This is a genomic window from Sorangium sp. So ce1153 (genome assembly GCF_051521595.1).
Taxonomy (GTDB): Bacteria; Myxococcota_A; Polyangia; order Polyangiales; family Polyangiaceae; genus Sorangium.
In genome coordinates, this window is record NZ_CP150361.1 from 10,053,423 (window position 1) to 10,077,746 (window position 24,324).

General features: G+C 71.7%; 22 protein-coding genes. 11 read left to right on the plus strand and 11 right to left on the minus strand.

Features of this window, described 5'->3' with window-relative positions:
- Positions 1–17 precede the first annotated feature (17 nt).
- Together groL and WME85_RS36245 are read left to right on the plus strand one after the other, a co-directional pair.
- Positions 18–1,646, plus strand: a complete 1,629-nt coding sequence (gene groL, locus WME85_RS36240; protein ID WP_437303622.1) for a chaperonin GroEL — start codon at positions 18–20, stop codon at positions 1,644–1,646.
- A 135-nt stretch (positions 1,647–1,781) separates the two neighbouring features.
- Positions 1,782–2,315: a GNAT family N-acetyltransferase gene (locus WME85_RS36245; RefSeq protein ID WP_437303623.1), complete on the plus strand. Its 534-nt coding sequence runs from the start codon at positions 1,782–1,784 to the stop codon at positions 2,313–2,315.
- A gap of 37 nt (positions 2,316–2,352) precedes the next feature.
- Here WME85_RS36245 and WME85_RS36250 read toward each other — a convergent pair whose 3' ends face one another.
- Both WME85_RS36250 and WME85_RS36255 read right to left on the minus strand, forming a co-directional pair.
- Positions 2,353–2,880, minus strand: a complete 528-nt coding sequence (locus tag WME85_RS36250; RefSeq protein ID WP_437827656.1) for a TrmH family RNA methyltransferase — start codon at positions 2,878–2,880, stop codon at positions 2,353–2,355.
- A gap of 16 nt (positions 2,881–2,896) precedes the next feature.
- Positions 2,897–3,721, minus strand: coding sequence for a PDZ domain-containing protein (locus WME85_RS36255; RefSeq protein WP_437827657.1), 825 nt, complete (start codon positions 3,719–3,721; stop codon positions 2,897–2,899).
- Positions 3,722–3,797: 76 nt separating this feature from the next.
- Here WME85_RS36255 and asnS point away from each other — a divergent pair, with 76 nt between their 5' ends.
- The 4 genes from asnS to WME85_RS36275 all read left to right on the plus strand — a co-directional run bounded on the left by asnS (position 3,798) and on the right by WME85_RS36275 (position 8,084).
- Complete coding sequence (asnS, locus tag WME85_RS36260; RefSeq protein WP_437827658.1) at positions 3,798–5,138, plus strand: asparagine--tRNA ligase; 1,341 nt, start codon at positions 3,798–3,800, stop codon at positions 5,136–5,138.
- Positions 5,139–5,660: 522 nt separating this feature from the next.
- Complete coding sequence (locus WME85_RS36265) at positions 5,661–6,398, plus strand: class II glutamine amidotransferase (protein ID WP_437827659.1); 738 nt, start codon at positions 5,661–5,663, stop codon at positions 6,396–6,398.
- On the plus strand, positions 6,373–7,128 hold the full coding sequence (locus tag WME85_RS36270) for a hypothetical protein (protein ID WP_437827660.1): 756 nt from the start codon (positions 6,373–6,375) through the stop codon (positions 7,126–7,128). Before WME85_RS36265 ends, WME85_RS36270 begins: the two co-directional genes overlap by 26 nt.
- A gap of 41 nt (positions 7,129–7,169) precedes the next feature.
- Entirely contained in the window at positions 7,170–8,084 is a 915-nt protein-coding gene (locus WME85_RS36275; RefSeq protein ID WP_437303629.1) for a patatin-like phospholipase family protein, read from the plus strand.
- A gap of 285 nt (positions 8,085–8,369) precedes the next feature.
- Here the strand turns inward: WME85_RS36275 and WME85_RS36280 are convergent, their stop codons facing one another.
- The 5 genes from WME85_RS36280 to WME85_RS36300 all read right to left on the minus strand — a co-directional run bounded on the left by WME85_RS36280 (position 8,370) and on the right by WME85_RS36300 (position 14,399).
- Positions 8,370–8,855, minus strand: coding sequence for a hypothetical protein (locus WME85_RS36280; protein WP_437827661.1), 486 nt, complete (start codon positions 8,853–8,855; stop codon positions 8,370–8,372).
- A gap of 115 nt (positions 8,856–8,970) precedes the next feature.
- Positions 8,971–10,878: a beta-ketoacyl synthase N-terminal-like domain-containing protein gene (locus tag WME85_RS36285; RefSeq protein ID WP_437827662.1), complete on the minus strand. Its 1,908-nt coding sequence runs from the start codon at positions 10,876–10,878 to the stop codon at positions 8,971–8,973.
- Positions 10,875–11,795: a hypothetical protein gene (locus WME85_RS36290; RefSeq protein WP_437827663.1), complete on the minus strand. Its 921-nt coding sequence runs from the start codon at positions 11,793–11,795 to the stop codon at positions 10,875–10,877. The genes WME85_RS36285 and WME85_RS36290 overlap by 4 nt, the downstream gene beginning before the upstream one ends.
- A complete protein-coding gene (locus tag WME85_RS36295; RefSeq protein WP_437827664.1) occupies positions 11,792–14,107 on the minus strand; it encodes a beta-ketoacyl synthase N-terminal-like domain-containing protein in 2,316 nt (771 codons plus the stop codon). Before WME85_RS36295 ends, WME85_RS36290 begins: the two co-directional genes overlap by 4 nt.
- Positions 14,108–14,132: 25 nt before the next feature.
- Positions 14,133–14,399, minus strand: coding sequence for a phosphopantetheine-binding protein (locus WME85_RS36300; protein ID WP_044989135.1), 267 nt, complete (start codon positions 14,397–14,399; stop codon positions 14,133–14,135).
- 84 nt (positions 14,400–14,483) lie between these two features.
- Between WME85_RS36300 and WME85_RS36305 the strand changes: the two genes are divergently transcribed.
- Both WME85_RS36305 and WME85_RS36310 read left to right on the plus strand, forming a co-directional pair.
- Positions 14,484–15,275 (plus strand): enoyl-CoA hydratase/isomerase family protein, encoded by a 792-nt coding sequence (locus tag WME85_RS36305; protein WP_437827665.1) that lies wholly within the window; start codon positions 14,484–14,486, stop codon positions 15,273–15,275.
- 128 nt (positions 15,276–15,403) lie between these two features.
- Positions 15,404–16,255, plus strand: coding sequence for an RNA polymerase sigma factor (locus WME85_RS36310; protein WP_437827666.1), 852 nt, complete (start codon positions 15,404–15,406; stop codon positions 16,253–16,255).
- A gap of 80 nt (positions 16,256–16,335) precedes the next feature.
- Here WME85_RS36310 and WME85_RS36315 read toward each other — a convergent pair whose 3' ends face one another.
- Positions 16,336–17,856: a flavohemoglobin expression-modulating QEGLA motif protein gene (locus WME85_RS36315; RefSeq protein ID WP_437827667.1), complete on the minus strand. Its 1,521-nt coding sequence runs from the start codon at positions 17,854–17,856 to the stop codon at positions 16,336–16,338.
- A gap of 130 nt (positions 17,857–17,986) precedes the next feature.
- Here WME85_RS36315 and WME85_RS36320 point away from each other — a divergent pair, with 130 nt between their 5' ends.
- Positions 17,987–19,021, plus strand: coding sequence for an AAA family ATPase (locus WME85_RS36320; RefSeq protein ID WP_436621886.1), 1,035 nt, complete (start codon positions 17,987–17,989; stop codon positions 19,019–19,021).
- A 24-nt stretch (positions 19,022–19,045) separates the two neighbouring features.
- Here the strand turns inward: WME85_RS36320 and sixA are convergent, their stop codons facing one another.
- Both sixA and WME85_RS36330 read right to left on the minus strand, forming a co-directional pair.
- Positions 19,046–19,567, minus strand: coding sequence for a phosphohistidine phosphatase SixA (sixA, locus tag WME85_RS36325; RefSeq protein ID WP_437303638.1), 522 nt, complete (start codon positions 19,565–19,567; stop codon positions 19,046–19,048).
- Between the two features lie 81 nt (positions 19,568–19,648).
- Complete coding sequence (locus tag WME85_RS36330; RefSeq protein ID WP_437827668.1) at positions 19,649–21,559, minus strand: MopE-related protein; 1,911 nt, start codon at positions 21,557–21,559, stop codon at positions 19,649–19,651.
- Between the two features lie 788 nt (positions 21,560–22,347).
- Between WME85_RS36330 and WME85_RS36335 the strand changes: the two genes are divergently transcribed.
- Together WME85_RS36335 and WME85_RS36340 are read left to right on the plus strand one after the other, a co-directional pair.
- A complete protein-coding gene (locus tag WME85_RS36335) occupies positions 22,348–22,908 on the plus strand; it encodes an SMI1/KNR4 family protein (protein ID WP_437827669.1) in 561 nt (186 codons plus the stop codon).
- Between the two features lie 64 nt (positions 22,909–22,972).
- A complete protein-coding gene (locus WME85_RS36340) occupies positions 22,973–23,995 on the plus strand; it encodes an RluA family pseudouridine synthase (RefSeq protein WP_437827670.1) in 1,023 nt (340 codons plus the stop codon).
- Here the strand turns inward: WME85_RS36340 and WME85_RS36345 are convergent.
- On the minus strand, positions 23,976–24,239 hold the full coding sequence (locus WME85_RS36345; protein ID WP_012238561.1) for a hypothetical protein: 264 nt from the start codon (positions 24,237–24,239) through the stop codon (positions 23,976–23,978). The two genes, WME85_RS36340 and WME85_RS36345, sit on opposite strands and share 20 nt — an antisense overlap.
- Between the last annotated feature and the right edge of the window lie 85 nt (positions 24,240–24,324).

The window sequence follows — 24,324 nt, forward strand, 5'->3', positions numbered from 1 at the left end:
AACTTAGGAGAGACACCATGGCAGCCAAAGAGATCATCTACAACGAGTCCGCCCGCAGCAGCATCCTCGCGGGCGTCAACGCCCTCGCCGACGCGGTCAAGGTCACGCTCGGCCCGAAGGGGCGCAACGTCGTCATCGAGAAGAGCTTCGGCTCGCCGACGGTCACCAAGGACGGCGTGACCGTCGCCAAGGAGATCGAGCTCGAGAACCGCTTCGAGAACATGGGCGCCCAGATGGTCCGCGAGGTCGCCTCGAAGACGAGCGACATCGCCGGCGACGGGACGACCACCGCGACCGTGCTCGCGCAGGCGATCTACCGCGAGGGCTCCAAGCTCGTCGCGGCGGGCCACAACCCGATGGAGATCAAGCGCGGCATCGACAAGGCGGTCGAGGCGATCGTCGAGCACCTCCGCGGCTCCGCCAAGCAGACCAAGGACGCGCGGGAAATCGCGCAGGTCGGCACGATCAGCGCGAACGGCGACGAGACGATCGGCAAGCTCCTCGCCGACGCGATGGAGAAGGTCGGCAAGGAGGGCGTGATCACGGTCGAGGAGGCGAAGAGCGCCGACACGACGCTCGACGTGGTCGAGGGCATGCAGTTCGACCGCGGCTACCTCTCGCCGTACTTCGTGACCGATCCCGAGGCGATGAAGGCGAACCTCGAGGACGCGTACATCCTCATCTCGGAGAAGAAGATCTCCAACATGAAGGACCTGCTCCCGGTGCTCGAGGCGATCGCCAAGAGCCAGAAGCAGCTCCTCATCATCGCCGAGGACGTCGAGGGCGAGGCGCTCGCGACCCTCGTCGTGAACAAGCTCCGCGGCACGCTGCACTGCGCGGCCGTGAAGGCGCCGGGCTTCGGCGACCGCCGCAAGGAGATGCTGAAGGACATCGCGACCCTGACGGACGGCCAGGTGATCGCGGAGGAGCTCGGCCTCAAGCTCGAGAACGTCACGATCAGCGATCTCGGCCGCGCCAAGACGGTCATCATCGACAAGGACAACACCACGATCGTCGGCGGCCAGGGCAAGAAGGACAAGATCAAGGCCCGGCAGCAGGAGATCCGCGCGCAGATCGAGAACACGACGAGCGACTACGACCGCGAGAAGCTCCAGGAGCGGCTCGCGAAGCTCGTGGGCGGCGTCGCGGTGGTCAAGGTCGGCGCCGCGACCGAGACCGAGATGAAGGAGAAGAAGGCTCGCGTCGAGGACGCGCTCCACGCGACCCGCGCGGCCGTCGAGGAGGGCATCGTCCCGGGCGGCGGCGTGGCGCTCATCCGCGCGCAGAGCTCGCTCGAGAAGCTCCAGGTCAACGACGAGCAGCGGTTCGGCGTGAACATCATCCGCCGCGCCATCGAGGAGCCCCTCCGCCAGATCTCGGCCAACGCCGGGGAAGAGGGCTCGATCGTCGTGCAGAAGGTGCGCGAGGGCAAGGAGTCGTTCGGCTACAACGCGGCTTCGGGCGACTACGGCAACCTGCTCGAGATGGGCGTCATCGACCCGGCCAAGGTCGTCCGGTCGGCGCTCCAGAACGCGGCCAGCGTCGCCAGCCTGATGCTCACCACCGAGGCGCTCATCGCCGAGCGGCCGAAGGAGGAGAAGGCGGCGGCCGGTGGCGGCCACGCGGGCCACGGTCACGACTTCTGATCGCGGCGCGCGGCGCTGACCGCTGAGCGCCAGGCCAGCCGGGCGAGGGCCGGCTTCCTCCCGGGGAAGTCGGCCCTTCGCCATTTCGGCTTCCGGCAGGCCGCAACGCGTGATCTGATCCGCCGCAGGTTCGCGATGAGCACCCTGACTACCGAGCGCCTAGAGCTCACCCCGGTCTCGCTGCCCTTGCTCGAGGCGGTCATCCGCGGCGATCGCCTGGAGGCCGAGGCGCTCTCCGGCGCGCGCTTCCCCGACGCATGGCCTGGACGCGCGCTCGTCGAGCGCGCCTTCAGCTCGCCGCTCGAGCGGCTGCGCGAGGATCCCGACGCCTTCCTGTGGGGCACGCGGCTGATGGTGACGCGCGGGCAAGAAGCGCGCGTCGTCGTCGGCAGCGTGGTGCTGAATGGCCGGCCCGACGCGGCCGGCACCGTGGAGATCGGCTACGGCGTCGAGGGCAAGTCCCAGGGGCAGGGCTACGCGACCGAGGGGTCGCGCGCGGTCCTGCACTGGACGCTGCAGCAGTCGAGCGTGACGCGCGTGATCGCCACCACGCCCGCCTGGCACCGCGCCTCGCTCCGGGTGATCGAGAAGCTCGGGATGCGCCCTGCCGGGACGCTCGATCACGATCTCCTCGGCGAGCTCCTCGTATTCGAGCGCTTCCGCGAGTAGCGACCCCGCGCCCCCCAACGGCAGCGGGCGGCGCGCATCACCCTCCGGCGCGGATCACGCCGCCGCGCGGGTCGCGCCGCCGCGCCCACTCGCACATGGTCATGCCCGCGGCGATCGCCACCGGGTACGAGTGGTTGATCCCGTACATGGGGATCGCGATCACGTCCTCGCACGCGTCGAGCAGCGCCTGCGGCAGCCCGTCGTCCTCGCTGCCGAAGAGGAAGACGAGCCCGTGGGGCAGCGGCGCCTCCCAGAGGGTCCGCCGCGCGTGGTCGCGCTCGACGCCGATGAGCGGGCGGCCGCGCGCCGCCTCGAGGAAGGTCGCCTCGTCGGGGCACTCGACGATGGTCTCGTACTTCTGCATGCCCATCGAGGCGCGCTCGTAAAAGGGCTCGGTCCCGATCAGGAAGATCTCCCGCACCAGGAACGAGTGCGCGACGCGGATGATCGCGCCGATGTTGAACGGGTTCTTCGCGCGGCAGACGGCGATCGAGAAGTCGTTCCGCAGCGGCGCGAGCTCTTCGCGGATCTCCCGGGTGGTGAGCCCGAACGGCGGGATCTTCACGGCGCGCTGGCTCCCCTTACTCGACGGCGCCGTAGCGCTCGAACAGCGGGTAGACGGGCCCCGCGTGGACCCGGATCCGCTCGGTCGCGCCCGTGGCGTGCTTGACCACGAGCACGAGCCCGCCGCGCGGCACGGCGTCGAGCGTGCCCCGGATCTCGGCCACGGACATGCGCCGCACGGGCCGCCCCGCGATCTCGAGCACCTCGTCGCCCTTGCGGAGCCCGGCGCGCTCGGCGGGCCCGCCCTCCTCGGTCCGCGAGACGAACGCGGAGCCCGAGTAGAGCTGGTACCAGAGGCCGAGGCCGACCCGGGCATGGGCCGGCTGGAACGCCAGCGTGAGGGAGCCGCCCGCGTCCAGATCGACCTGGATCTCGCCGGCGGCGCGCTGCGAATCGGTGGGGCGGCCGATGTCGTGCAGCCCGATGGGCTTGTCGACGAGCGGGTCCGACTCCCAGACTTCCACCCGGAGCCGGTCCTCCGGCGAGACGTGGAAATTTCCGCTGGGACCGCCGGGCCAGGTCGGCTCCAGGGTGTCCGACTGCACGGCGGTCCGGAAGAGCTCCACGTCGTTGACCAGGACGCGGACATAAGGGTCCGGGAGGCCGACGACATCGGGATCCCAGGCCCGACCGTCCCGCGTGCGCTCCGGGATCCGCGCCGAGAGGACGCGGAGCCAGCGGACGTCCTCGGGCGGAGGGGGGTGGAGCTCCTGCCCTTCCGGGGGCGCGTGGAGCCTGGACTCGAGCTCCGGAAAGAGGGCCGAGCAGCCGCCTGCGGCGAGCAGCAAGCCCCCTGCGGCGAGCAGCATGAGGGACGCAGGCGGGCGGAGCGCGCGACGCATTCGGCGGACCAAGATGGCGCCATTTTTGGCCGTAGCCGGCGTCAGCCGCAACTAAACCGTGCTATTTCGGGCTCCCATGCAGGACACGCCCGTCATCGCTACCAGCGACCTCAGCGCGCATGTCGGCGGCACTGTCGCGCTCCGCGGATGGCTCTACAACAAGCGCTCGAGCGGCAAGCTCCACTTCCTCGAGCTGCGCGACGGCTTCGGCACCGTCCAGTGCGTGATGGCGAAGAGCGACGTCGGCGAGGAGCTCTTCGCCGCCGCCGACAAGGTCACGCAGGAGAGCGTGCTCGAGGTCACGGGCGAGGTGAAGGCGCACCCGAAGCGCGCCGGGGTCTTCGAGGTCGTCGCGTCCGGCTTCCGCCTGCTCGGCCCGACCAGCGGAGAGTATCCCATCTCGCCGAAGGAGCACGGGACCGACTTCCTCATGGATCACCGCCACCTCTGGCTGCGCTCGAGGCGGCAGCACGCGATCTTGCGCGTGCGTCACACCATCATCCAGGCCATCCGCGACTTCTTCGACGGGCGAGGGTTCACGCTCGTCGACGCGCCCATCTTCACGCCGAACGCGTGCGAGGGGACGAGCACGCTGTTCCAGACCGACTACCACGGCGACAAGGCGTACCTCACCCAGTCCGGGCAGCTCTACATGGAGGCGGCGGCCGCCGCGTTCGGCAAGGCGTACTGCTTCGGGCCGACGTTCCGCGCGGAGAAGTCGAAGACCCGCCGCCACCTGGCCGAGTTCTGGATGGTCGAGCCCGAGGTCGCGTTCATGGACCTCGATGGCGACATGGACCTCGCCGAGGATTTCCTCTGCTTCATCGTCGAGCGCGTCCTCGAGCGGCGCCGCCCCGAGCTCGCCGTGCTCGAGCGCGACGTCGGGAAGCTCGAGGCGGTCAAGAAGCCGTTCCCGCGCATCCGTTACGACGAGGCCGTCGCCATCCTGAACGAGTCGCGCGCGGAGAAGCGCAAGACGGCGGGAGATGCTGGAGTTCCAGACTTCCCGTGGGGCGAGGACCTCGGCGGGGAGGACGAGACGATCATCTCCAGCCGGTACGATCGCCCTGTCATGATCCACCGCTATCCGGCCGAGGTGAAAGCCTTCTACATGAAGCGCGATCCGACGGACGCCCGGCTCGCCCTCTGCGTCGACGTCCTGGCGCCGGAGGGCTACGGCGAGGTGATCGGCGGCGGGCAGCGCGAGGACGATCTCGCCACGCTCGAGCGGGCAATCGAGGCGCACAAGCTGCCCCCCGAGGCGTTCAGCTGGTACCTGGATCTGCGCCGGTATGGCACCTTCCCGCATGCGGGCTTCGGGCTGGGCGTCGAGCGGAGCGTCGCCTGGATCTGCGGCTTGCCCCACGTGCGCGAGACGATCCCGTTCCCGCGCATGCTGAACCGGCTCTCGCCCTAGTGCCGCGCGTCAGAGCCCCGCCAGGTGCTAGGTCACCGCTCGCGGCGCGGGCCACGGCGCGATGCGCCACAGCGTCGACGCGATGGGCCGACGCGTGGAGCAAGCGAGGTTAGCCGCTGCCCGAGCGCAGGAGACCGACGTGGGTGGAGTGTGAGTGAGAGATAACGCGACCCGCGGCGAGCAGCGCAACGCTCCGCGGGCGGTGTGGTCAACCCGTGCCCGCAGCTGGCGGCGGCGCCGGGGATCCGTTTTTGCTCCGCTTGCAGGTCGACTCTGTCGTATCAAGAAAGCATAGGGCGCAACCCGCGACCCACGCTCACGCGGCCGACCGACGGAGCCACCCCTGCTTGCAGATGAGGGAGCGCTCTACCGGCGAGCCGGACACGGCCCCCGCCCCCCGACCCAACTCGCGAGGACAAAGCTATGGCTCGTCTCGTCGGCTTCATCGGTAACCGTCCGGATCTCGGCGCGCGTGCGATCGAGCTTGAAGGTCGTGCCCTCACGGTTCGCCGAAGGGAGGGTGTGATCCCTGGCTGGGGAGTCGGGTTCTACCAGGGAGGAGAGATTCTCCTCAAGCGCCGACCGATCGACGATCGTCCCGAGATCAGCCTGGGCGACATGACGAAGGACGTGCGCGCCGACATCCTCGTGGCGCATGTCCGGGCTGCGACGGTCGGCAGCCTGCGGACCGAGAACACGCACCCCTTCCGTTACCGGCAGTGGCTGTTCGCCCATACGGGCACGGTCGAAGGGTTCGCCCGGCTGCGGACCCAGCTCAGCGACTCGCTGCCGCAGTTCCTCGCGCGGGACGTCCGCGGCGAGACGGACAGCGAGCTCCTCTTCCACCTGTTCCTGTCCTTCCTCCATGACAGCAACCAGCTCGATCGGCCGACCGTGGACGCGGCGAGCGCGCGGGCGGCCCTCCGGTCCTCGATCGCGCTCGTCGACCGGCTCTGCGCGGAGGAAGGGGCGGGGCCGAGCGCGATGAACATCGTGGTCACGAACCCGGAGTACCTGCTCGTGGCTCACGGCGGCACGCCGATGGCGTACCGCATCTACCAGGGCAGCGACGACATGGAGCGGCTGCTGAGCGACGGCGGCCTGGGTCGAATGCGAATGCCCGACTACGCCGCGAGCCGGCTGACGCTCGTCGCGTCGGACTTCGACGACGACCAGGCCCCCGCGGGATGGACCCACGTCGGTGAGCGTGCGATCGTGACGTTCACCCGCGCCGATGAGCCAGCGATCGAGCCGATCTGAACGCCGCCGCTGCCCGCACGGGACGCGGGCGCGCCCATCGCCGGCCGGCGCCCCAGACACCTCGCAAGCGCCGCCTCCGCCTCCCTCGCTGCTCCTCGCCGCGCTCCTCGGCTCGTCGCTCCTGCTGGGGTGCGCGCTCGGGGGCTCGGCGTCGTTTCCCGCCGCCTCCGCGCTGCCCGACGCGCGCCGACGCCCCGACGGCGTGGCGATCGATCCGGCGAGCACCCCTCCGCAGCCGGTGAATCAAGCCGACGCCCGGGACAGCGTCGTCACGCTCCGGACGCCCCTTGGCGTCGGCCTGGCGCTGGACGTCGTGGCCGAGTTCTTCAAGCGGGTGATCGCCGAGGACAGCGAGGCGTTCAGCGAGCTGCTGACGCGCGATGCCCTCGCGATCCAGACCGGATCCGGCGGGCAAGGGCAGCCGCCGAGCGCGGGGACGTGGTGGGAGCAGCGCTTCCGGCGGCTCGAGTACGGGAAGCTCGCTGGAGAGCCGATCTACCGGGAGTCGGAGGTCCAGATCTTCCGGGCAGAGGACGTGCTCGCGGCGCCGCACCACCCCGCGATCCAGCCGGAGACGCTCGACGACCAGGACATCGTGATCCGGGTGCCGATCATGACCGCGCGGATCGCGGCCGACCGGCTGCTCGGCGACGAGATCGTCGTGTGGCTGCGGCGAGACGGCCCGCGATTCCGGATCTATCGGCTGCTCGAGGACTTCCAGCTACAGTAGGCTTTGCGCCTGTGCCGCATCTCCGACAAGATCATGGCTCCATGAGCCGCCTCAAGATCGCGTTCGTTGGCTCCGGGGGGGCGGCGCGGGGCCTGGCGCACCTCGGCGTGCTGAAAGCCTGCGAGGAGCTGGGGATCCATCCAGAGATCTACGTGGGCGCGGGAGCAGGCGCGCTGGTCAGCGCGACGTACGGGCAGGACATCCCGCTCGATGTGCTGCTCGACGCCTATCGCCTGCCGTGGAGGCGACGTCACCGCGGGCCGCGCCTCCACGTGTCGAGCTTCTTCGGGGCGCCCGGGCTGCGCGATCTGTTCGATCCGGGGTACCTCTGCTCGGGCGTGTTCTCGATCGATCGGCTCGAGCGCTACGTGCGCCGGACGCTGCCGATCAACGACTTCCGGCAGCTGCCGCACGCCGTCTACGTGACAGCGGTCGACGTCGACAGCGCGAAGCGCGTCGTGTTCGGCCCGGGCTACGACGAGGCCACGCCCATCAGCCAGGCCGTCGCCGCCAGCTGCTGCGTGCCCGGCCTGTTCCGGCCCTACCGCATCAACGGCCGCTATCACCTGAGCGGCGAGGTGATCAGGACGCTCTCCGCCGACGTGGCCGTGAACGCCGGCGCGAACATCGTGATCATCTCCAACATCTACCGTCCCGAGGAGCGCGACGAGGCGCAGCGGTCGATCGCGAGGAGCGGCGCGCTCGGCGTCGTCCGGCAGTCGCTCAGCATCCTCCTGGCCGAGAAGGAGCGCCGCGGCGTCGAGCTTCTCTCCAAGCTCTACCCGAACGTGACGTTCCTGGACGTGGCGCCCGCGATCGGCCGGTACAGCTACATGAACCGGTTCGCCGCGAAGCCGCTCGTCCTGCGCGGCTACCGGACGGCGCTCCGCGTGCTCGCCGCCGCGAAGGAGAAGGGCGTCTTCGACGCCCCTTCGTCGAAGAGCGCGCTCAACTAGTTCCACGAAGCGGACGCCGGGGTTCGGGGCGAAGCCCCGAGAAAACAAAGCGAGGCCCGCCCGCGCGAAGCCGCCGCGAAGCGGCGCAGAAGTCCGGCCATCCCTGGCCGGACTTCTGGCGGGCGGGACTGGACGTGGACCGACGAGCTGCCGCGCGGCCCGAGCCGCGTCGAGCGCTCGACCGATGCGCTACCGCAGCACGCCTCGCTCGCCTCCCCCTGCGCTCGAGCGGCTCGCGACGCGCGCGAGACGGCGTCCCGCGCCGTCGCGCCGGCCGACCGCGCGCTACATCCCTGCGACGATGCGGTACTCGTCCTGGTGCTCCACCAGCTCGAGGCGGTTGTCCTCCACCTTGCGGCGCCACTCTTCGCCCTTGCGGCCCGGGATGCGGTAGCTGGCGCTGTAGGTGTAGTCGACGTAGATGACGTCATCGTCCCTGAGGACGCGCCGGTAGCGGATCTCGTAGCGGATCGCGCGCGCGTCCTGGAACTTGCCGGTGAGGTACTGGCGCAGGCCGGCGTAATCGAGGTCGTCCGCCGCGTCGATGTTGCCGCCGTCCTCGTAGTACTTGGGCGAGGCGAGCTGGAGCAGCGCGCCGACGTTCTTGCTCTCCACCGCGTTTCGATACTTCTCGCAGAACGAGATGATCTTGCGGTTGTCTTCGTTGTCCTCGACGTCGGTGTTCGGGATGTAGTGGGTCGCGCAGCCGGCGAGGACGGTCGAAGCAACGACGAGGAGTGAAGCGACAGCTTTTGTTTTGCGGCAGAGCATACGCGGGCAGGACAACGCTCAGGGGAAGAAGCCGATTCCAGCTGGGGACCTTGCCAGATCGGGGTGCGGATCGGCAAGCGAAGCGATCAAGACGGCCGCGGACGGCGCGGACAGGCTACCCGCGCGCCTCGAGCCAGCGAAGCAGGGCGAGATGGCCGACCGGACCGTCATGGTCGACCGGGAGATCGAGGTCGACCTCGCGCAGGGGCCCCGCGTCGCCGGGGTCCGCCTGGAGGAGAAGGGCGACGGCGCCGCAGCCGAGCGCGCGGGGCTGCGCGCCGGTGAGGCCGAGGAGCTCGCGCGCGACCGGCCCCGCGTCGTCGGCCGCGATCACGACCATCCGATCCGCGTCGGACGACGCGACGAGCTCGGCCGCGGCGCGGAGCGCCTCCAGCGCGCCGCCGAGCCCGGCGCCGACCGCGAAGCTCGGCCCGGTGAGCTGGTAGGCGATGGCGCACTCGCCCGCGATCGCGTTCGGCGACGTGGCGGGAAAGAGCCGCGGATCGACGAAGCGGGCCCCGCGCGCGCGACGGCGGGCATCGTAGACCTCGTTGGTGTCGAGCGTCGCGAGCGCATGGCCAGCGACGACGCCGGCGCCCCGCAAGACGTCGGCGCCCACCGCGGCGGCGAGGGCCGCCACCGCGGACAGCCCGAGGCGGCAGAGCGCGTCGAGGCGCGCGAGGCGGTCGCGCGCGATGCCGGTCGCCTCCGCGAGGCGTCCGAGCTCGAAGCCCGTGACGCGCGCATGCGCGCGGACGTACACGGGACGGGGGCGCCGCGGGCAGCGACCGCTCGCCGAGGAAGTGAGCAGGAGGGCGGCGTTGGCGCCGCCGAACGCCGCGGAGAGCTTGAGGGCCGCCGAGAGCGGGCGTGCCTCGGCGCGCTCGAGCAGGTGGACCGGAGCGTCGGGATCGAGCTCGCCTTCGGACGCCGCCGGCGGCGCGATCGAGGCGGCGAGGGCGGCGGCTGCCGCGAGCGTCTCGAGCGCGCCCGCGGCCCCCAGCGTGTGCCCGATCTGGGCCTTGAACGGGTGGACCACCGGCGGAGTCGGGGAGCCCGGCAGCCCGCCCGGGCCCTCCCCGGGGCGGGGCGCCGCGAGCACCGCGGCGATCGCGCGCGACTCCATCGCGTCGTTGTAGGGCGTCGCCGTGGCGTGGGCGCTGACGAGGCCGACGCGCGAGGCAGGCCAGCCAGCGTCAGCCAGCGCCGCCGCGCCGGCGCGCGCGAGCCCCGAGCCCGTGCGATCCGGGGCGGTGATGTGCACCGCGTCCGTCGACGCGCCGAAGCCGGCGACGCGGACGATCACCGGGGCACCCCGGCGACGATCCTCGCGGACGAGGGCGACGACGGCGGCGCCTTCGCCGAGCGCCATGCCGTCGCGGCCGATGCGAAAGGGGCGCGACCTGGACGCCGTCGTCGCGCGGAGCGCCTCGAAGCCGGCAGCGACGAAGACGCTGAGCGCGTCGTAGCCGCCGGCGAGCACGAGATCGCACGCGTCGCGATCGAGCCAGCGGAGGCCGAGGCCGATCGCCAGGGTGCTCGCGGCGCACGCGGCAAGAAGATGCGTGCGCAAGGGGGTGCGCTCCAGCCCGAACGCGGCGAGCGCGTCGTTGAACGGCGCGAAATACGTGGCCCCCGAGGCCAGCGCGGCGAGCGAGCTGGCGTCGGCGCCCTCGGTCCGCGCCGCGAAGAACCGCTCCGCGGTGAGCATGCCGCCGCTGGAGGTGCCGAGGGCGATGCCGATGCGCTCACCGCGCCAGCCCGGGCGCACGACCTCCAGCGCGGTGAGCGCCTGAGAGAGCGCCGCCTTCAGGAGATCCGTGGCACGGTCGCTCGCCGGGGCGACGCCGAGCTCCGCGGGGGCGCGCGCGGCGAAGGGCCGCTGGAGACCGGCGCGCGCGAGCTCCGCGTCGTGCGCGATGGCGACGGGCGCGGGCTCGCCAGCGTCGGGGACGCGGTAGGCGAGAGGCCCGAGGCCGAGCGCGGAGACGGCCCCCGAGGCGATCACGCACGCGTCGCTCATGAGCCGTCCCCCGGCCGGATCGCGTCGGGATCGACGAAGGCGCGCGGATCCGGAGCGCGATCGCGCTCCTCGGCCTCGCAGATCACCGTGACCAGCAGCCCGGTCGAGGCCTGCGCGTAGCGGACGTTGCCGCAGCCGGTGCCCTCGGCGATCACGACCTCCTCGTCGAGCTGGCGCCGGCGCGCGCCCTCCGCGGTCGACCACGTCGTGCGGCGCGCGCCGATCAAGCCGCGGTCGTTGATACGCAGGTCGATCACGGCGTCGCCGTCGCGCAGGACGAAGGAATCGGTGCTCGCGGCGCGCTCGTACCAGAGCAGCGTCCCCGCGGCCGGGTGCAGCATCCACCAGCGAAGGAAATCTACCGGCAGGCCGCGGAGCGCCGCGCGCGGCGTCGACGCGTCGCCGCGCTTCAGAAGATCGAGTGCGGGGACGGCGAAGCGGAAGCGATCGCCCCGCGCCCACAGATCGAGCGCGGTGGTGCCGCCCGGGCCGAGGAGGATCATCCGGAGCGCGCCCTCCGGATCGAGGGACGCGCTCCCCGCCGTGCGCGCGCGCGCGTCGGTCGCGATCGCCGGCGGGGCGATCGCGATCGCGCCGCGCGCCTCGAGCACATGGCCCGTGCGCGGCTCCCGCAGCGCCAGGCGGACGCGGAGCGTGCGCGGGCCGGCCCCCTCGACGACGCGGCGGAGGTCGGCGAGGCGCTGGCGCCCCGCGCGCCACGCGGACGCGTCGAGCCGCGCGGCGGACGCGCCCGGCGAAGAGCGCGGCAGGATCTGCGCGAGCTCGGCGTCGAGCGCGCCGCCTCGCCGCGCGTGTCCCGCGGCGCAGGCGGAGGTGCCTGCGAGCGAGAGCAGGAGGCACGCGGCGCCCACGAAGCGGCGCGCGCGACGGCCGGACGCAGGCAGCGACGAGATCACGCGTCGCCGGGAGCGACCAGCAGGATGGCGTATCCGCGGTCGGGTGCGCCGCCCAGGATGAGCACGCTCGCGAGGGCGCCGCTCGCGAGCACCGCGACCGCCGCGGCAGCAGCGAACCCGCCGGCACCCTCGTGATCGCCCGCGCGCGAGGCCAGCGTGGAGCGCGGCACCTCGGCCCACGGCGAGCCGCGCAAGCAGGCGACGATGCGCTCTTCCTGCCGCCCGACGAACACAGCGGCCGGCGCCGGGACACAGGGCTGCGCGCGCGGCGCGGCGTCGGCCGGAGAACCGAGGGGCGCCGGGGCTGGTGCTCCCGCGAGCGCCCCCGCGCCGTCGCCGCGCCAGGAGCTCCACCAGGCCACGGCCGCCACGGGGCGCCCTCCACGCTCGCGCACGCGCGCGGCGCTCTCGAAGAGCAGCACGGCGGCGCCCTCGCTGCGCACGCCGCAGTTGACGACCTCCGAGCAGATCGGGCCCAGGCAGCGCTCGATCATGGGGCTCGCCTCCTCGACGCTGCCGGCGGCGAGCGCCTCCCCCTCGCCGGCCGTGATGAGCTCGATGGCCGTGACCATGGCCGCCTCCGCCGTCGCCCCGAGATCGGCCATGGCGAACACCGGCCCGCGGAGGCCCAGGTAGATGGAAGCGTGCCCGACCGGCGACGAGGGAACCAGGTTTGGGAAATCGGCGGGGCTCGCGTACTTCGCCCCCTTGTCATAGATGCGCCGCATGTACGCGGTCGACGCGTCGACGCTGCCGAAGGAGGCGCCGACGATGGCGCCGGGAAGCGTGCGGCTCGGCGCGGCGTCGGCCGCCGGATCGCCCGCGCTCGCGCCGGCGTCGACCGGCGCCGCGCCTAGCCCGGCGTCCGAGATCGCCGTGAGGACCGCGGCGGTCGTCAGTCGGCCAGCGCGGTCGAGCCGCCTCGCGCGCGCGAGATCGAGGTGCGCGCCCGTGTTGAAGGCGATCGGCCCCTCCGCCGGGGGCGGGCCCGGCTCGAGGTAGGCGGCGCCGCCGCGGGACGAGAGGACGCCGAGCGGGCCGATCGTCGCGGCCGCGGTCACGACGACCGGGCGCCGCTGGGGCGCGCTGCCGGCGCCGGGCGGCGGCGGAAAGCGCTCGGGCTGAGCGAACACGAGCACGCTGTCCGTGCCGCCGAAGCCGAAGGAGTTCGACATCGCCGCGCGGATCGGCGCCTCGCGCGCTTCCTTGAGGTGCAGGAGCTGGCACTCCGGATCGACCTCCTCGAGCCCGCCGGTCGGCGGCATCACGCCGCGCGCGATGGCGAGGGCGGTGATCGCGGCCTCGACCGCGCCCGCCGCGCCGAGCGTATGCCCGATCTGCCCCTTGGACGACGAGACGGCGATGCGGCTCACCTCGGCGCCGAGGCAGGCGCGCAGGGCGGCGCTCTCCATGACGTCGTTCAGCGGCGTCGCGGTGCCGTGCGCGTTGACGTAGTCGAGGTCCGAGGGCGTGAGGGCGGCGCACCGGAGCGCGTCGCGCATGACGCGCGCGGCGGTGCGCCCCTCGCGCTCGGGGTTCGTTATGTGATGCGCCTCGGCCCCCGTCGCCCAGCCGCGGAGCTCGACGATCGGCGCTGCCCCGCGTGCGCGGGCGGCGTCCTCCGGCTCGAGGACCAGGAACGCCGCGGCCTCGCCGAGGTTCAGCCCGGCGCGCCGCCGATCGAACGGGCGACACGGATCGGGATCGACGGCCGCGAGCGCGCCGAAGCCGGTGTACGTCAGCCGGCACAGGCCGTCGGCGCCCCCGGCGAGGACGCGGGTGGACAGGCCGGCCCGGAGCCAGGCAGCGCCCAGCAGCACCGCGTTCGCGCCGCTCGAGCAGGCGCTGCAGACGCTCCTCACCCGCCGGAACGGGCCGACCGCGGAGCGCACGTGGTCCGCCGTCGACGAGAGCGGGTGCGAGAGCATTCGCTTCAGCGGCGCGATCGCGCTGGGATCGTGGGACAGCCAGGCGAGCAGCTCCTCGGTCTCGAACATCCCGGCCGTCGTCCCGCCGACCACCAGGTCGACCGGCATCGCCCTCGGGTCGATGCCCGCGTGCGCGAGCGCCTCGCGCGCCGAGATCACGGCCATCGCGTCGGTTCGAGACCACCCCTCCGCCTCGCCCGGGGGAGCCACCTCCTCGGGCGACAGGTCGCGGACCTCCGCGGCGATGCGCGCGCGCGTCCCCGCGATCTCGAACAGCGAGAGCGGCGCGAAGGCCCGATCCCCCGCGATGAGCCGGTCCATCGTCGCCCTCGCCCCGCGCGCCAGCGGCGAGACGATCCCGATGCCCGTCACCCAGATGCGCACGCTCGAACGGCTCTCTGCGGCGCGATCACGCCGCCGCGGTCGACTTGATGATGTGGGCCACGAGCGCGTCCACCGACGCGAAGATCGGCCTCGCTTCGTCGCCCTCCGGGATCCGGACGCCGAAGCGCTCCTCCACGCTCATGGCGAGCTGGAGCGCGTCCAGCGAATCGAGGCCGAGCCCCTCGCCGAACAGCGGCGCGGCGTCGTCGATGTCGGCCGGCGTCTTCCCCTCGAGGTTCAGCTCCTCGACCATCAGTTCTTTCAACTTCTGCCGCACGTCCTGCGCGTTCATGAGCACGTCCCTGCGGGGTAGCACAATTCCGCGCCTTTCTACCAGGGGGCAGCGCTTTTTCTGACGGTTTGGTAAAGAGCGCGCATGGCTCTCGTCGACTACGCCACCTCTGCCGGCGTCGCGCTGCTTACCCTCAATGATCCGCCCGTCAACGGCTACACGCACGAGATGATGAAGGACCTCGATGCGGCGATCCTCGAGGCCCGCTTCGACAACGATGTACATGTCATCGTCATCACCGGGCATGGCGAAAAGTTCTTCTGCGCCGGAGCGAACATCAACATGCTCCGCGAGTCGGACCCGACGTTCAAATACTACTTCTGTCTGCACGCGAACGAGACGTTGAGCCGCCTCGAGCACACGCCAAAGCTCTGCATCGCGGCGCTGAACGGCCACACTGTAGGCGGCGGCCTCGAGATCGCGATGGCGTGCGATCTGCGCATCGCCCGCAAGGGCGCCGGCAAGATCGGCCTCCCGGAGGTCACGCTCGGTGTACTGCCGGGCACGGGTGGCACCCAGCGCCTCGCCAGGCTCATCGGCAAGTCGCGAGCGATCCAGCTGATGTGCGAGGGGCAGACGTTCGATTTCGAGACGGCGCTCGGATATGGCCTGGTGAACGACGTCTGGGAGGCGGCCTCCCATGACGAGTTCATGGACCGGGTCCTCGCGTACAGTCACAGTTTCACGCTCCCGGACCGCGCGGCGCTGGCGGTCGGACGCATCAAGCGCGCCGTGCAGACAGGCTTCGAGGTGGGACTGGAACAGGGGCTCGCCCTCGAACGGGAGCTCCAGGCTGAGCTGTTCGCGTCCGACGACGCTCGCGAGGGGCTCGCCGCGTACATGGAGAAGCGGAAGCCGACGTTCCAGGGCAAGTGAGCGCGCCGCACGGACACTCGCGCCGGACCGAGCGCACGCAATGGTAATTTACATCACCAGCGAACGGCTTTCTGCGCGTAGCTTGACGATTCTCAAATCAGTGGAGGATGCTGCACGTAAGTTCAGGCATGCAAGAGCCTCTTGAGCACGTGCCGCTTCCGGAGCGGCCCAGCTTCGAGACCGTTTACACGGTTGGCCTCTCGTTCCTCCGGCAAGCGCTCCGCTGGCTCGGGGTGGCAGAGCGCGACATCGACGACGTCCTGCAAGACGTCATGATCGCTGCTTACAACGCGCTCGACGGCTTCGATCCGGGGCGCAGCACCGACGGGGCGCGCGCCGGCCATCACCCGTCCGGCCGTGAGCCGGGCTCGACCCGCAGCGCTCCGCATGGCGCCAGCCCGCCCGGCGAGCCCCTCAGGCGCTGGCTGTTCGGCATCGCCTGGCGACAGGTCGGCCACTATCGCGAGCGCGCCCACCGCCGCCGGGAGATAGCGGTTGGCGCCGGGGCGAGCTGGCCGTTCGATCTCGCCGACCCGGGCTTGAGCTCGGAACAGCTGCTCGCGCGAGAGCAGCGAGGCCAGCTGGTCGGCCGACTGCTCGGAGCGCTCGAGCTCGACCGGCGCATCGTCTTGATCATGCACGACCTGCTCGAGATGACGACCGCCGACATCGCGCGCGACCTCGGCGTGAAGGAGAACACGGTGCGCAACCGCCTCCGGCTCGCCCGCGAGGACTTCCGCGTGGCGGTCAAGCGCATGAACGCCGAGGACCGGCGCGCGCTCCGCGATCCCCTGAGGCTCCCCGTCGCGGAGCGCTCCGGAGCGGCCGACGACGAGTCGCTCTTGAGCGCGGCCCGGCTCATCCCCGAGGTGCCAGAGACCGTCCGGCAGCGGCTGTGGCTCGCCGTGACGCGCGCGATCGCCAGCGCACACACGGCCAGCGCCAGCGCGCAGGTCCTCGCGGCGGCGCCTCCCCCCTGAGCAGTCTCCGCCGGAGCGCCGCCGGAGCGCCGCCGGAGCGCCGCCTGGCGCCGCGCCCCAGGCCTCGCGCTCGGCCGCGCTCAGTGCTCCAGCATCCGGCCGTAATGCTCGGCGAGCGCCGCCCCCCCGAGGCGGGAGAAGAACGAGGAGTAACAGATCCAGATCGCCAGCCCGTTCATGTCGTCGAACATCGGCGGGAGATACGGCGGCGGGCGGACGATCCCGTCGGTCACGTGCGCATGGAGGATGGGGACGTCCTCGTGCGCGACCTTGCCCACGAACAGGAAGGGGATGAGCATCGCGCGATCGTGCTGAATGGCAGCGCGCATGAACGCGTAGTTGAGGACGATCCCCTTGCAGTAGCAGGCGTCCTTGGTGAACGGCGCCCCGCCCGCGAGCACGCCGCCGCGGAAGACGCGCCGGGCGTTCTGGAAGCACTCTTCTTCTTCGTACCCCTCGGTGCGGTACCACTCGAACACGTCGAGGAACGACGCCCCGTCCTCCGCCTTGTCCACCGCGAGGATGCGGTCGTTCAGCTTCTTCGCGCGACGCGGCGTGCTCCTGAAGGTGAGGATCTCGACCAGGACCGCGAGCCCCTCCTGGACCGCCGTTGTGCGCGGAGGCCCCTTGGACAGCCACCGCGCAACCGGCTGAGCCTGCCCGTTCAGGCTCGTCGCGACGTGGACCCACCCCTCGTGCGCCTCGAGGATGTCGACATCGCTCTTCGAGAACATCGCGCCGCTCCGGATCTTCACGTAGTCGCTCCCGGCCGCGGCGTCCGCGAGGAGCGAGTCGTCCACCTGCACGCGGATCGACGCGCCGCCGAAGAACCGGTCGAAGCGCGCGTTCAGCTCGAGCGCCGCCATCTCCGCCGTGATCTCGCGCTGCTGCGCCGGGCCGAGACGCTCGCCGCCGATCGCCGTCAGGAGGTCGTAGAGCACGAAGCCCATGTCCCGCACGCTCGTCTTGCCGTCCGGCAGCTTGTCCTTCGGCGAGCCGTACAGCTCGCGGGACAGGGTGTAGAACGCCTTCGTTCCCCGCCCCATCAGCATGCTCACGACCTGCCGGTACTCGTCCGCGGTCGTGCGGAGGATCTGCCCGAGCCGGTCGCGCTTGCCGAGCTCCCGCTCGGCGTCGCGGAGGATCTCCTCGATCTCGCGCAGCTTGGCCGCAGGATCGAAGCCCAGATCGTCCGAGTAGGTCACCCTGGGCAGCTCACGCTGCTTCGACCGGAGAAACTGCTCCTCGACCTCCGCTTCCCACCGGAGCGCCTGGAGGATGCGGATCGGTCGCTGCGCATCGAGCACACGCTGGGCCAGGTTCGCGAGGATCTCCTTGTAGGAACGCCACGGCCCCCCGACCGGCGGGAGCGGCGCGTGCGGGATCGGCCCGTCGTGCAGGCTCAGCGACTCGAGCGGGGCCGACGGCGCCTCCCCGCGATCCTCGCCGCCCTCGTGAGGGCCGTCCTGTTCCCCCGTCGCAGGGGCGGCCAGGCCTTCCTCGACCGCTCCGATGTCGCCGCTGCGCAGCTCGTCTGCTGGCTCGCTCGCCTCGGCCTCGCGCGCACCCCTCCTCTCCCGGGCTTCAGAGCTCTGCGCCATTGCCATCGATTGCTAACACCGGCTCACCTGTAGGAGCAAACCTCCACGCCGCAGGACCGCCGCCGCCACGAGGAAGGGGGTCGCCCGGTCCTTGTCGGCATCGCGGCCTCAGGGTACGAGCCCTGCCCCTATGAGCGATCCCGAGCACAGGAATGACGCCGAGATGACCGCCGATGACGGGTCGAGCTCCCTGTCGGATGCAGCGCTCCTCGAGCGCACCGCGGACGGCGCCAAGCGGCTCCGCTCGGCGATCGCAGCAGCGGTGGTCGGGCAGGACGATGTCGTCGAGGCCATGCTGATCACGCTCGCCGCGCGCGGACACGCGCTGCTCGTCGGCGTCCCCGGGCTCGCCAAGACGCTGCTCGTGTCGTCGCTCGCCAGGGCGCTCGACCTCAGCTTCGGGCGCGTCCAGTTCACGCCGGATCTGCTGCCCGCCGACATCACGGGGACCGACGTGCTGCACGAGCAGCATGGCTCCCGGAGCCTGCGCTTCCAGCCCGGGCCCATCTTCCACAACCTCGTCCTCGCGGACGAGGTGAACCGGACGCCGCCGAAGACGCAGGCCGCGCTGCTCGAGGCGATGCAGGAGCGCAAGGTGACCGTCGGGACCGCCACGCACGCCCTCCCCGACCCGTTCCAGGTCTTCGCGACGCGGAACCCGATCGAGCAGGAGGGGACGTACCCGCTGCCCGAGGCGCAGCTCGATCGTTTCTTGCTCGAGATCCACGTCACGTACCCGAGCGAGGCCGAGGAGCGCGAGGTGGCGCGGCGGACGACCTCGGGGAAGCCGCCGGCGATCGCGGCGGTGCTCAAGGCAGACGAGGTGCGCGCCATCGGGCGCCTCATCCCGAGGATCCCCGTGACCGACGAGGCAGTGGACCTCGCCGTGCGCCTCACCAGGGCGACGCGGCCCGGGGCGGAGCGCGCCGCGCAGGAGGTCCGAGACTACGTGCGCTACGGCGCCGGGCCGCGCGGGAGCCAGGCGCTCGTCATCGCGGCCAAGGCGCGCGCGGCCCTGCGCGGCGAGGCCGCTGCCGACGTCGACGACGTGAGGGCGCTGCTCATCCCGGCGCTGCGGCACCGGATCGTGCTCTCGTACCGCGCTGAAGCGGACGGCGTTCGCGACGTCGACGTGCTGAGCGCCGTGGAGCGCTCGGTGCGCTGAGCCGCGTGGAGGCGCGGACGACGGCTACCGGGATCGGGGCGCCTGCTGCTGCGCTTCCTTCACCGGGTCGACCGCCTTCATGGCCTTGAGATCCAGGGCGAAGCGCAGGACCCCTGGCCCACGACCGTCCCAGCTCACCGCGACGACGCCGCTCTTCTTCAGGCCGGTCCAGCCGACGTCGCCGAGCAGCGACGTCACCAGCGTCGACAGCGATGGCTCGTGCCCCACGAGCGCCAGCGGCTGCGCCCCCTGGTGCTGCGCGAGCAGGCGAAGGATCTCCGCGGTGTCGCGCGAGGGAGAGAGCTCGGCGACCACCGAGACCTCGTCCGTCAGCGCCGCGGCCTCGGCGATGATCTCCGCGGTCTGCACCGAGCGCACGAGAGGGCTCGTCCAGATCGCCGCAGGACAACGGTCCTTCCGCTTCGCGAGCCACGTCGCGACGCGCCGGGTGACCTTGCGGCCCTTGCCCGTCAGCCAGCGACCAGCGTCGCCGAGGTCAGGCGCGTCATCCACGGCCTGGCCGTGGCGAATGATGAGGATCTCCATGGCGTGACCTTAGCCCGGACGACCGCCAGCAGGGGAGAGCCGCCGCGCATCGGTGTGACGAGAGCGCCCGACCTCTGGAGGTCAGAACTCGCACTGGCTCGTGGCGTCGTTGCAGTGCGAGCCCGGCGCCACGAAGGGACAGACGCTCCCGAAGAAGCTGTTGCACGGCAAACCGCACGTGTACGACGTGTGCGTGTAGCAGATCTGACCGTCGCCGCAGTCCGCGTCCGAGGCGCACCGGCAGTTGAAATCGTCCGGGATCCCGTTGCCGTTTTCATCGAGGCCGTCGCAGCACTCCGTCACATAAAAGTCGCTTGCGCTGCAGTCCTCGTCGGCGCAGTCGAGCGTGCCGTCGCAGTCGTTGTCGAGCCCGTCGGTGCACGCTGCGACCCCGAACTCCGGGCCGGGCGCGGCGCCGCGCGCGCACCTCCGGCAAGGGCCGAAGGTAGCGCAGTCGGGATCGGCGCAGTCGACGTAGTGGTCGCCGTCGTTGTCGAGCTCATCATCGCAGACCTCGCTCGGGTTCGGGATGATCTCGGCGTTGAGCACGAAGGGGCCCTCGTTCGACCCGCTCCCGGGATCGATCGTGTAGCCGTCGAGGAAGACGAAGTACGTGCCCGGGTACAGGATGCTGAACTCGATCAGGGACGCCCACGAGCCCCCGCCGCTGTCGTCGTCGCAGCCGATCTCCCGGCCGGAGTTGCAGATGCCGGTGCGAACGTAGAGCACCGTGTCGAAGCTGGACCCGCGCGAGTCGAGGTGCACGCGCGAAGGCTCCGTGAGCACGAAGAAGAAGACCGCCTCGCCGGCGTCGCCGCCGCACGCGCCCCGGGTCTCGCTCACGTGGCCGGTGGTGTCGCCCGTGTAGGTGCCGGTCCCGGGGATGAGCTTCGGCGACAGGCAGTTGGCCTGCGCGAGCACGCACGACGGGTTGCTCGCGCAGTCCGGGTCCCCGCAGTCGACCAGGGCGTCGTTGTCGTCGTCGAGGCGGTTGTTGCACTGCTCCGGCGTCGGCGCGCAGCTCGGCGCGAAGGCGCAGGCGGCGTCCGCGCAGTCGATGCGAGCGTCGCAGTTGTTGTCGACGCCGTCGTCGCACACCTCCGGCACGCACTGCTTGCAGGCCGGCGCGGTGATGCACTGCGGATCCGCGCAGTCGACGCGCCCGTCGCAGTCGTTGTCGGCGCCGTCGTCGCACCGCTCCGGCGAGCCCGGCGGAACGCACGCGCAAGGGAAGACGCCGCGGCAGTCCGGATCGCCGCAGTCGACCAGGAGATCGCAGTCGTCGTCCGCGCCGTTGTCGCAGGCCTCCCGCTGGAGGCCGCAGACGCACAGCGGATCGGCGGCGCAGTTGCCGTCGTCGCAGTCGAAGAGCCCGTCGCAGTCGTCATCGAAGCCGTTGCCGCACTTCCCGGTCTCGGAGGCGGAGCACCCGCAGGCGGCGGTCCCCGCGCACTCCGTGTCGAAGCAGTCAACGATGGTGTCGCAGTCGTCGTCGACGCCGTTCTGACAGCTCTCGCCGGCGGGGCTCGGGGTGCAGCCGCAGGTCTCCGCCCCGGTGCACGCGGGATCGAAGCAGTCGGCGACGCCGTTGCAGTCGTTGTCCGCCGCGTCCGTGCAGAGCTCGGGGCTCCCCGGGAAGACGGCCGGATTGAGATCGTTGCAGTCGACCCCGCCGCACGCCGTCGGGGGGAAGCCGTCCCCGTCGTCGTCACGGGGGCGGAGCTCGCAGCGCCCGTCCACGCACTCGTCGCTGGTGCACTCGTCACCGTCGTCGCAGTCCGTGGGGCCGCCGCACTGCTCGAAGCCGCCGGAGCCGCCGGAGCCGCCGGAGCCGCCTCTCGACGAGGTCGACACATCACCGCCGGCCACGCCGCCGGAGCCGCCTCCGCCGGCGCCGGCGCTGGAGAGCTCGAGGAGGCTCGTGCGGCCACAGGCTGCCGCCGATGCGCCGAGAGCAGCGAACACCGCGATCGCGAAGAAGAACCGCCGCATCCCTGGGGACCGCGGACGCGCCGCCCCGACCCATGCTGAAGAGCCCGGCTTCATCTCTCACCCTCTCGCACCGGCCGCATGGCCACGCGTAAGCTCACTTTACACGCCCGCGTTTCCAGGGAAGCAAGTTTTGAGCCCTTGAGCTGGGCCGCCTCGTTCGACCTGGACCCGGGGGCTCCTGCTGCCCGCGGCGGGGCTGAACCGGGAGCGCCGGGAACGCCTGGCGGGGTGGGCCGGCGCGTGGCGGATCTGCCGGTCGCGCCGCGGATCGGTTGCGGATCGAGGCATCCGCGTGTAACGAGGCTCGGTGCGCGCGCAGCTCCAGACCGAGTACGAGCGGCCGCCTCCTGGTCTTCAGCGCGGCCGCTACCCTGCGCCACAATGGGTCATCCTGGCGGTGGGCGCCGCCGTGGTGCTCGGCGCGGCCTTCGTCCTGATCTGGCGGGCGCGGCGCGCCCTCCGCGCACGGGAGCGAGGTGGGCCACGGTCCTCGGCGCGACGGTGACGAGGCGCAGGCCGGGCGGATGACGATGACGACGAGGATGATGATGATCGACTGCGGGTGCGATCGCCGGTTGACACCGAGCGGACCGGACCGGTAGGCACCATAGAGGGACGCGCTCCCGGTCGGCTGATGTAGAGTGCCGCCCGAGCGCGCGAGGAGCCCGCAACAACCGGGGCCCAGAACGCGGCCCCCGTGAGGCCTTTTGGGTCCTGAAGAACGCCGCGCAACTGCGGCCCGTGGATACATGGCACCGATCGAACGTGGCGTTGAGCTTGTGCAGCGCGTGATCGCGCAACTGAGGAAGCGCCCTTCCAGCCATGCCGCCGTGGGAGCGAGCCAGGCGGCCCTCGATGCGCTCGAGTCGAAGCTGATGGTCGAGCTGCCGCCCACGCTGCGGGCGTTCCTCGAGTTCGACTTCACCTTCGACAGCCTGGGTCCGCGGTTCAAGGGGCGGCAACGCTTCGGAGAGGACCCGTCAGCGCCGCGACCGAAGCTCACGTCGGTCCGCAAGCTGGCCGAAGCGAAGACCGACCTCGGCTGGACAGAGTCACGGCTCCGGGCCAAGGTCGTCCGGCTGCCCAACCTTCCCGGGCAGCCCTGGAACGCGCTCTACCTCGGCGAGGCGCGGCGGGACGGCGAGCTCGTCATCCTCGGCCTCGACAACGAGGACACCAACGTCCGGGTCTTCCCGCGCTACACGGCGTTCGATCTGTACCTCATGGAGCAGTGCGGCCTCGCCAGGCTGTCCGAGGCGCTCCGACTCGAGGATCTCGAGTCGCACGTCGCCCTGAACCCCGAGCTCGGGACCGCTGAAGAGGACGACGAGGGCGATACGGAGTATTGATCGGCCGCAGCCGCGCCCGCGCGCTGGCGCCGCTCGGCTGCGGACGAGGGCCGTGACGAACGCGATGGCTGCCGGTGCGGAGGCGCTCCACTTCCAGGTAGGCGACGGCGACCCGCAGGACCGGCTCGACAAGCTCGTCGTTCACCTGCTCGAGCGCGCCGGACGCGCGACCTCGCGCGCTGCCGTGCAGCGGTGGATCGCCGCCGGCCGGGTCCTCGTCGACGGGGCGCCCGCGCGCGCGTCGGCGGCGGTGCGTCCGGGCGCCCTGGTCGAGGTCCGGCCGGAAGAGCCGCCGCCCTCCGCCACGGCCGCCGAGCCCGACGTCGCCATCCCGGTGGTTTACGAGGACGAGCACCTGCTCGTGATCGACAAGCCCGCGGGGCTGGTCGTGCACCCGGCGCGCGGCCACGAGTCGGGCACGCTGGTCAACGGGCTGCTCGCCCTGCCCGGGTTCGCCCTGGCCCCGGCCGACCCGCGCGACCCCATGGGCCACGTGCGCCCGGGGATCGTGCACCGGCTCGACCGCGGTACGAGCGGCCTGCTCGTCGTGGCCAAGGACGAGCCCACCCGCGAGGCGTTGAAGGAGCGGTTCGCGAGGCACGCGATCGAGCGCGAGTACGCCGCGATCGTGGCCGGCGCGGCGCGAGACGCCACCTACGACACGCTCCACGGCCGCCACCCGACCGACAGGCTCCGCTTCACGTCGTGGATCCGCGGGGGAGCCGGCGCCTCCGGCGCGGCGCCGCGCCGCGCGGTGACGCACGTCCGCGTGCTCGAGAGGCTCGGCGACGCGGCGACGGTCGTCGCGTGCTCGCTCGAGACAGGCCGCACCCACCAGATCCGGGTGCACCTCGCCGAGCGCGGCAGGACGCCGGTCCTCGGCGACCCGCTCTACGGCAAGCCGCCGAAGAAGCCGGCGCTGCGGGCGATCGCGGAGGAGCTCGGGCGGCAGGCCCTCCACGCGCGCGTGCTCGGGTTCGTCCACCCCGCCACGCAGCGGCCGGTGCGCTGGGAGAGCGCGCTGCCAGAGGACATGCGCAAGGCGCTCGACCAGCTGCGGGGGCTCGCTACCAGATCTTCGATTTGATGTGGCCCTTGGACTTGATGAGGATGTCCACGAGGGCGCGATCGTAGAAATTCTTCTGGTAGAGGTCCGGCGAGACGCGGCTCTTGTACAGGGCGCGCCCTTCCTCGATCTCCTCGGACAGGACCGTGAACAGGTCATCCTGCTGGATGCCCTGCACGATCTTCTCCTCGTTGTAGAGCGAGAGATCGCTTGCGATGGCGCGCGCGAGGCGGCGCGCCGCCTCTTCCGTTTCAATCAAGGGCATCCGTCTCTCCTCCAGGTTCGTCGCCAGCCGGGGGCACGCGCTCCCGAGCCAAGGGGCGCCTAGGATGCAGCAGCGCGGGCGGCGC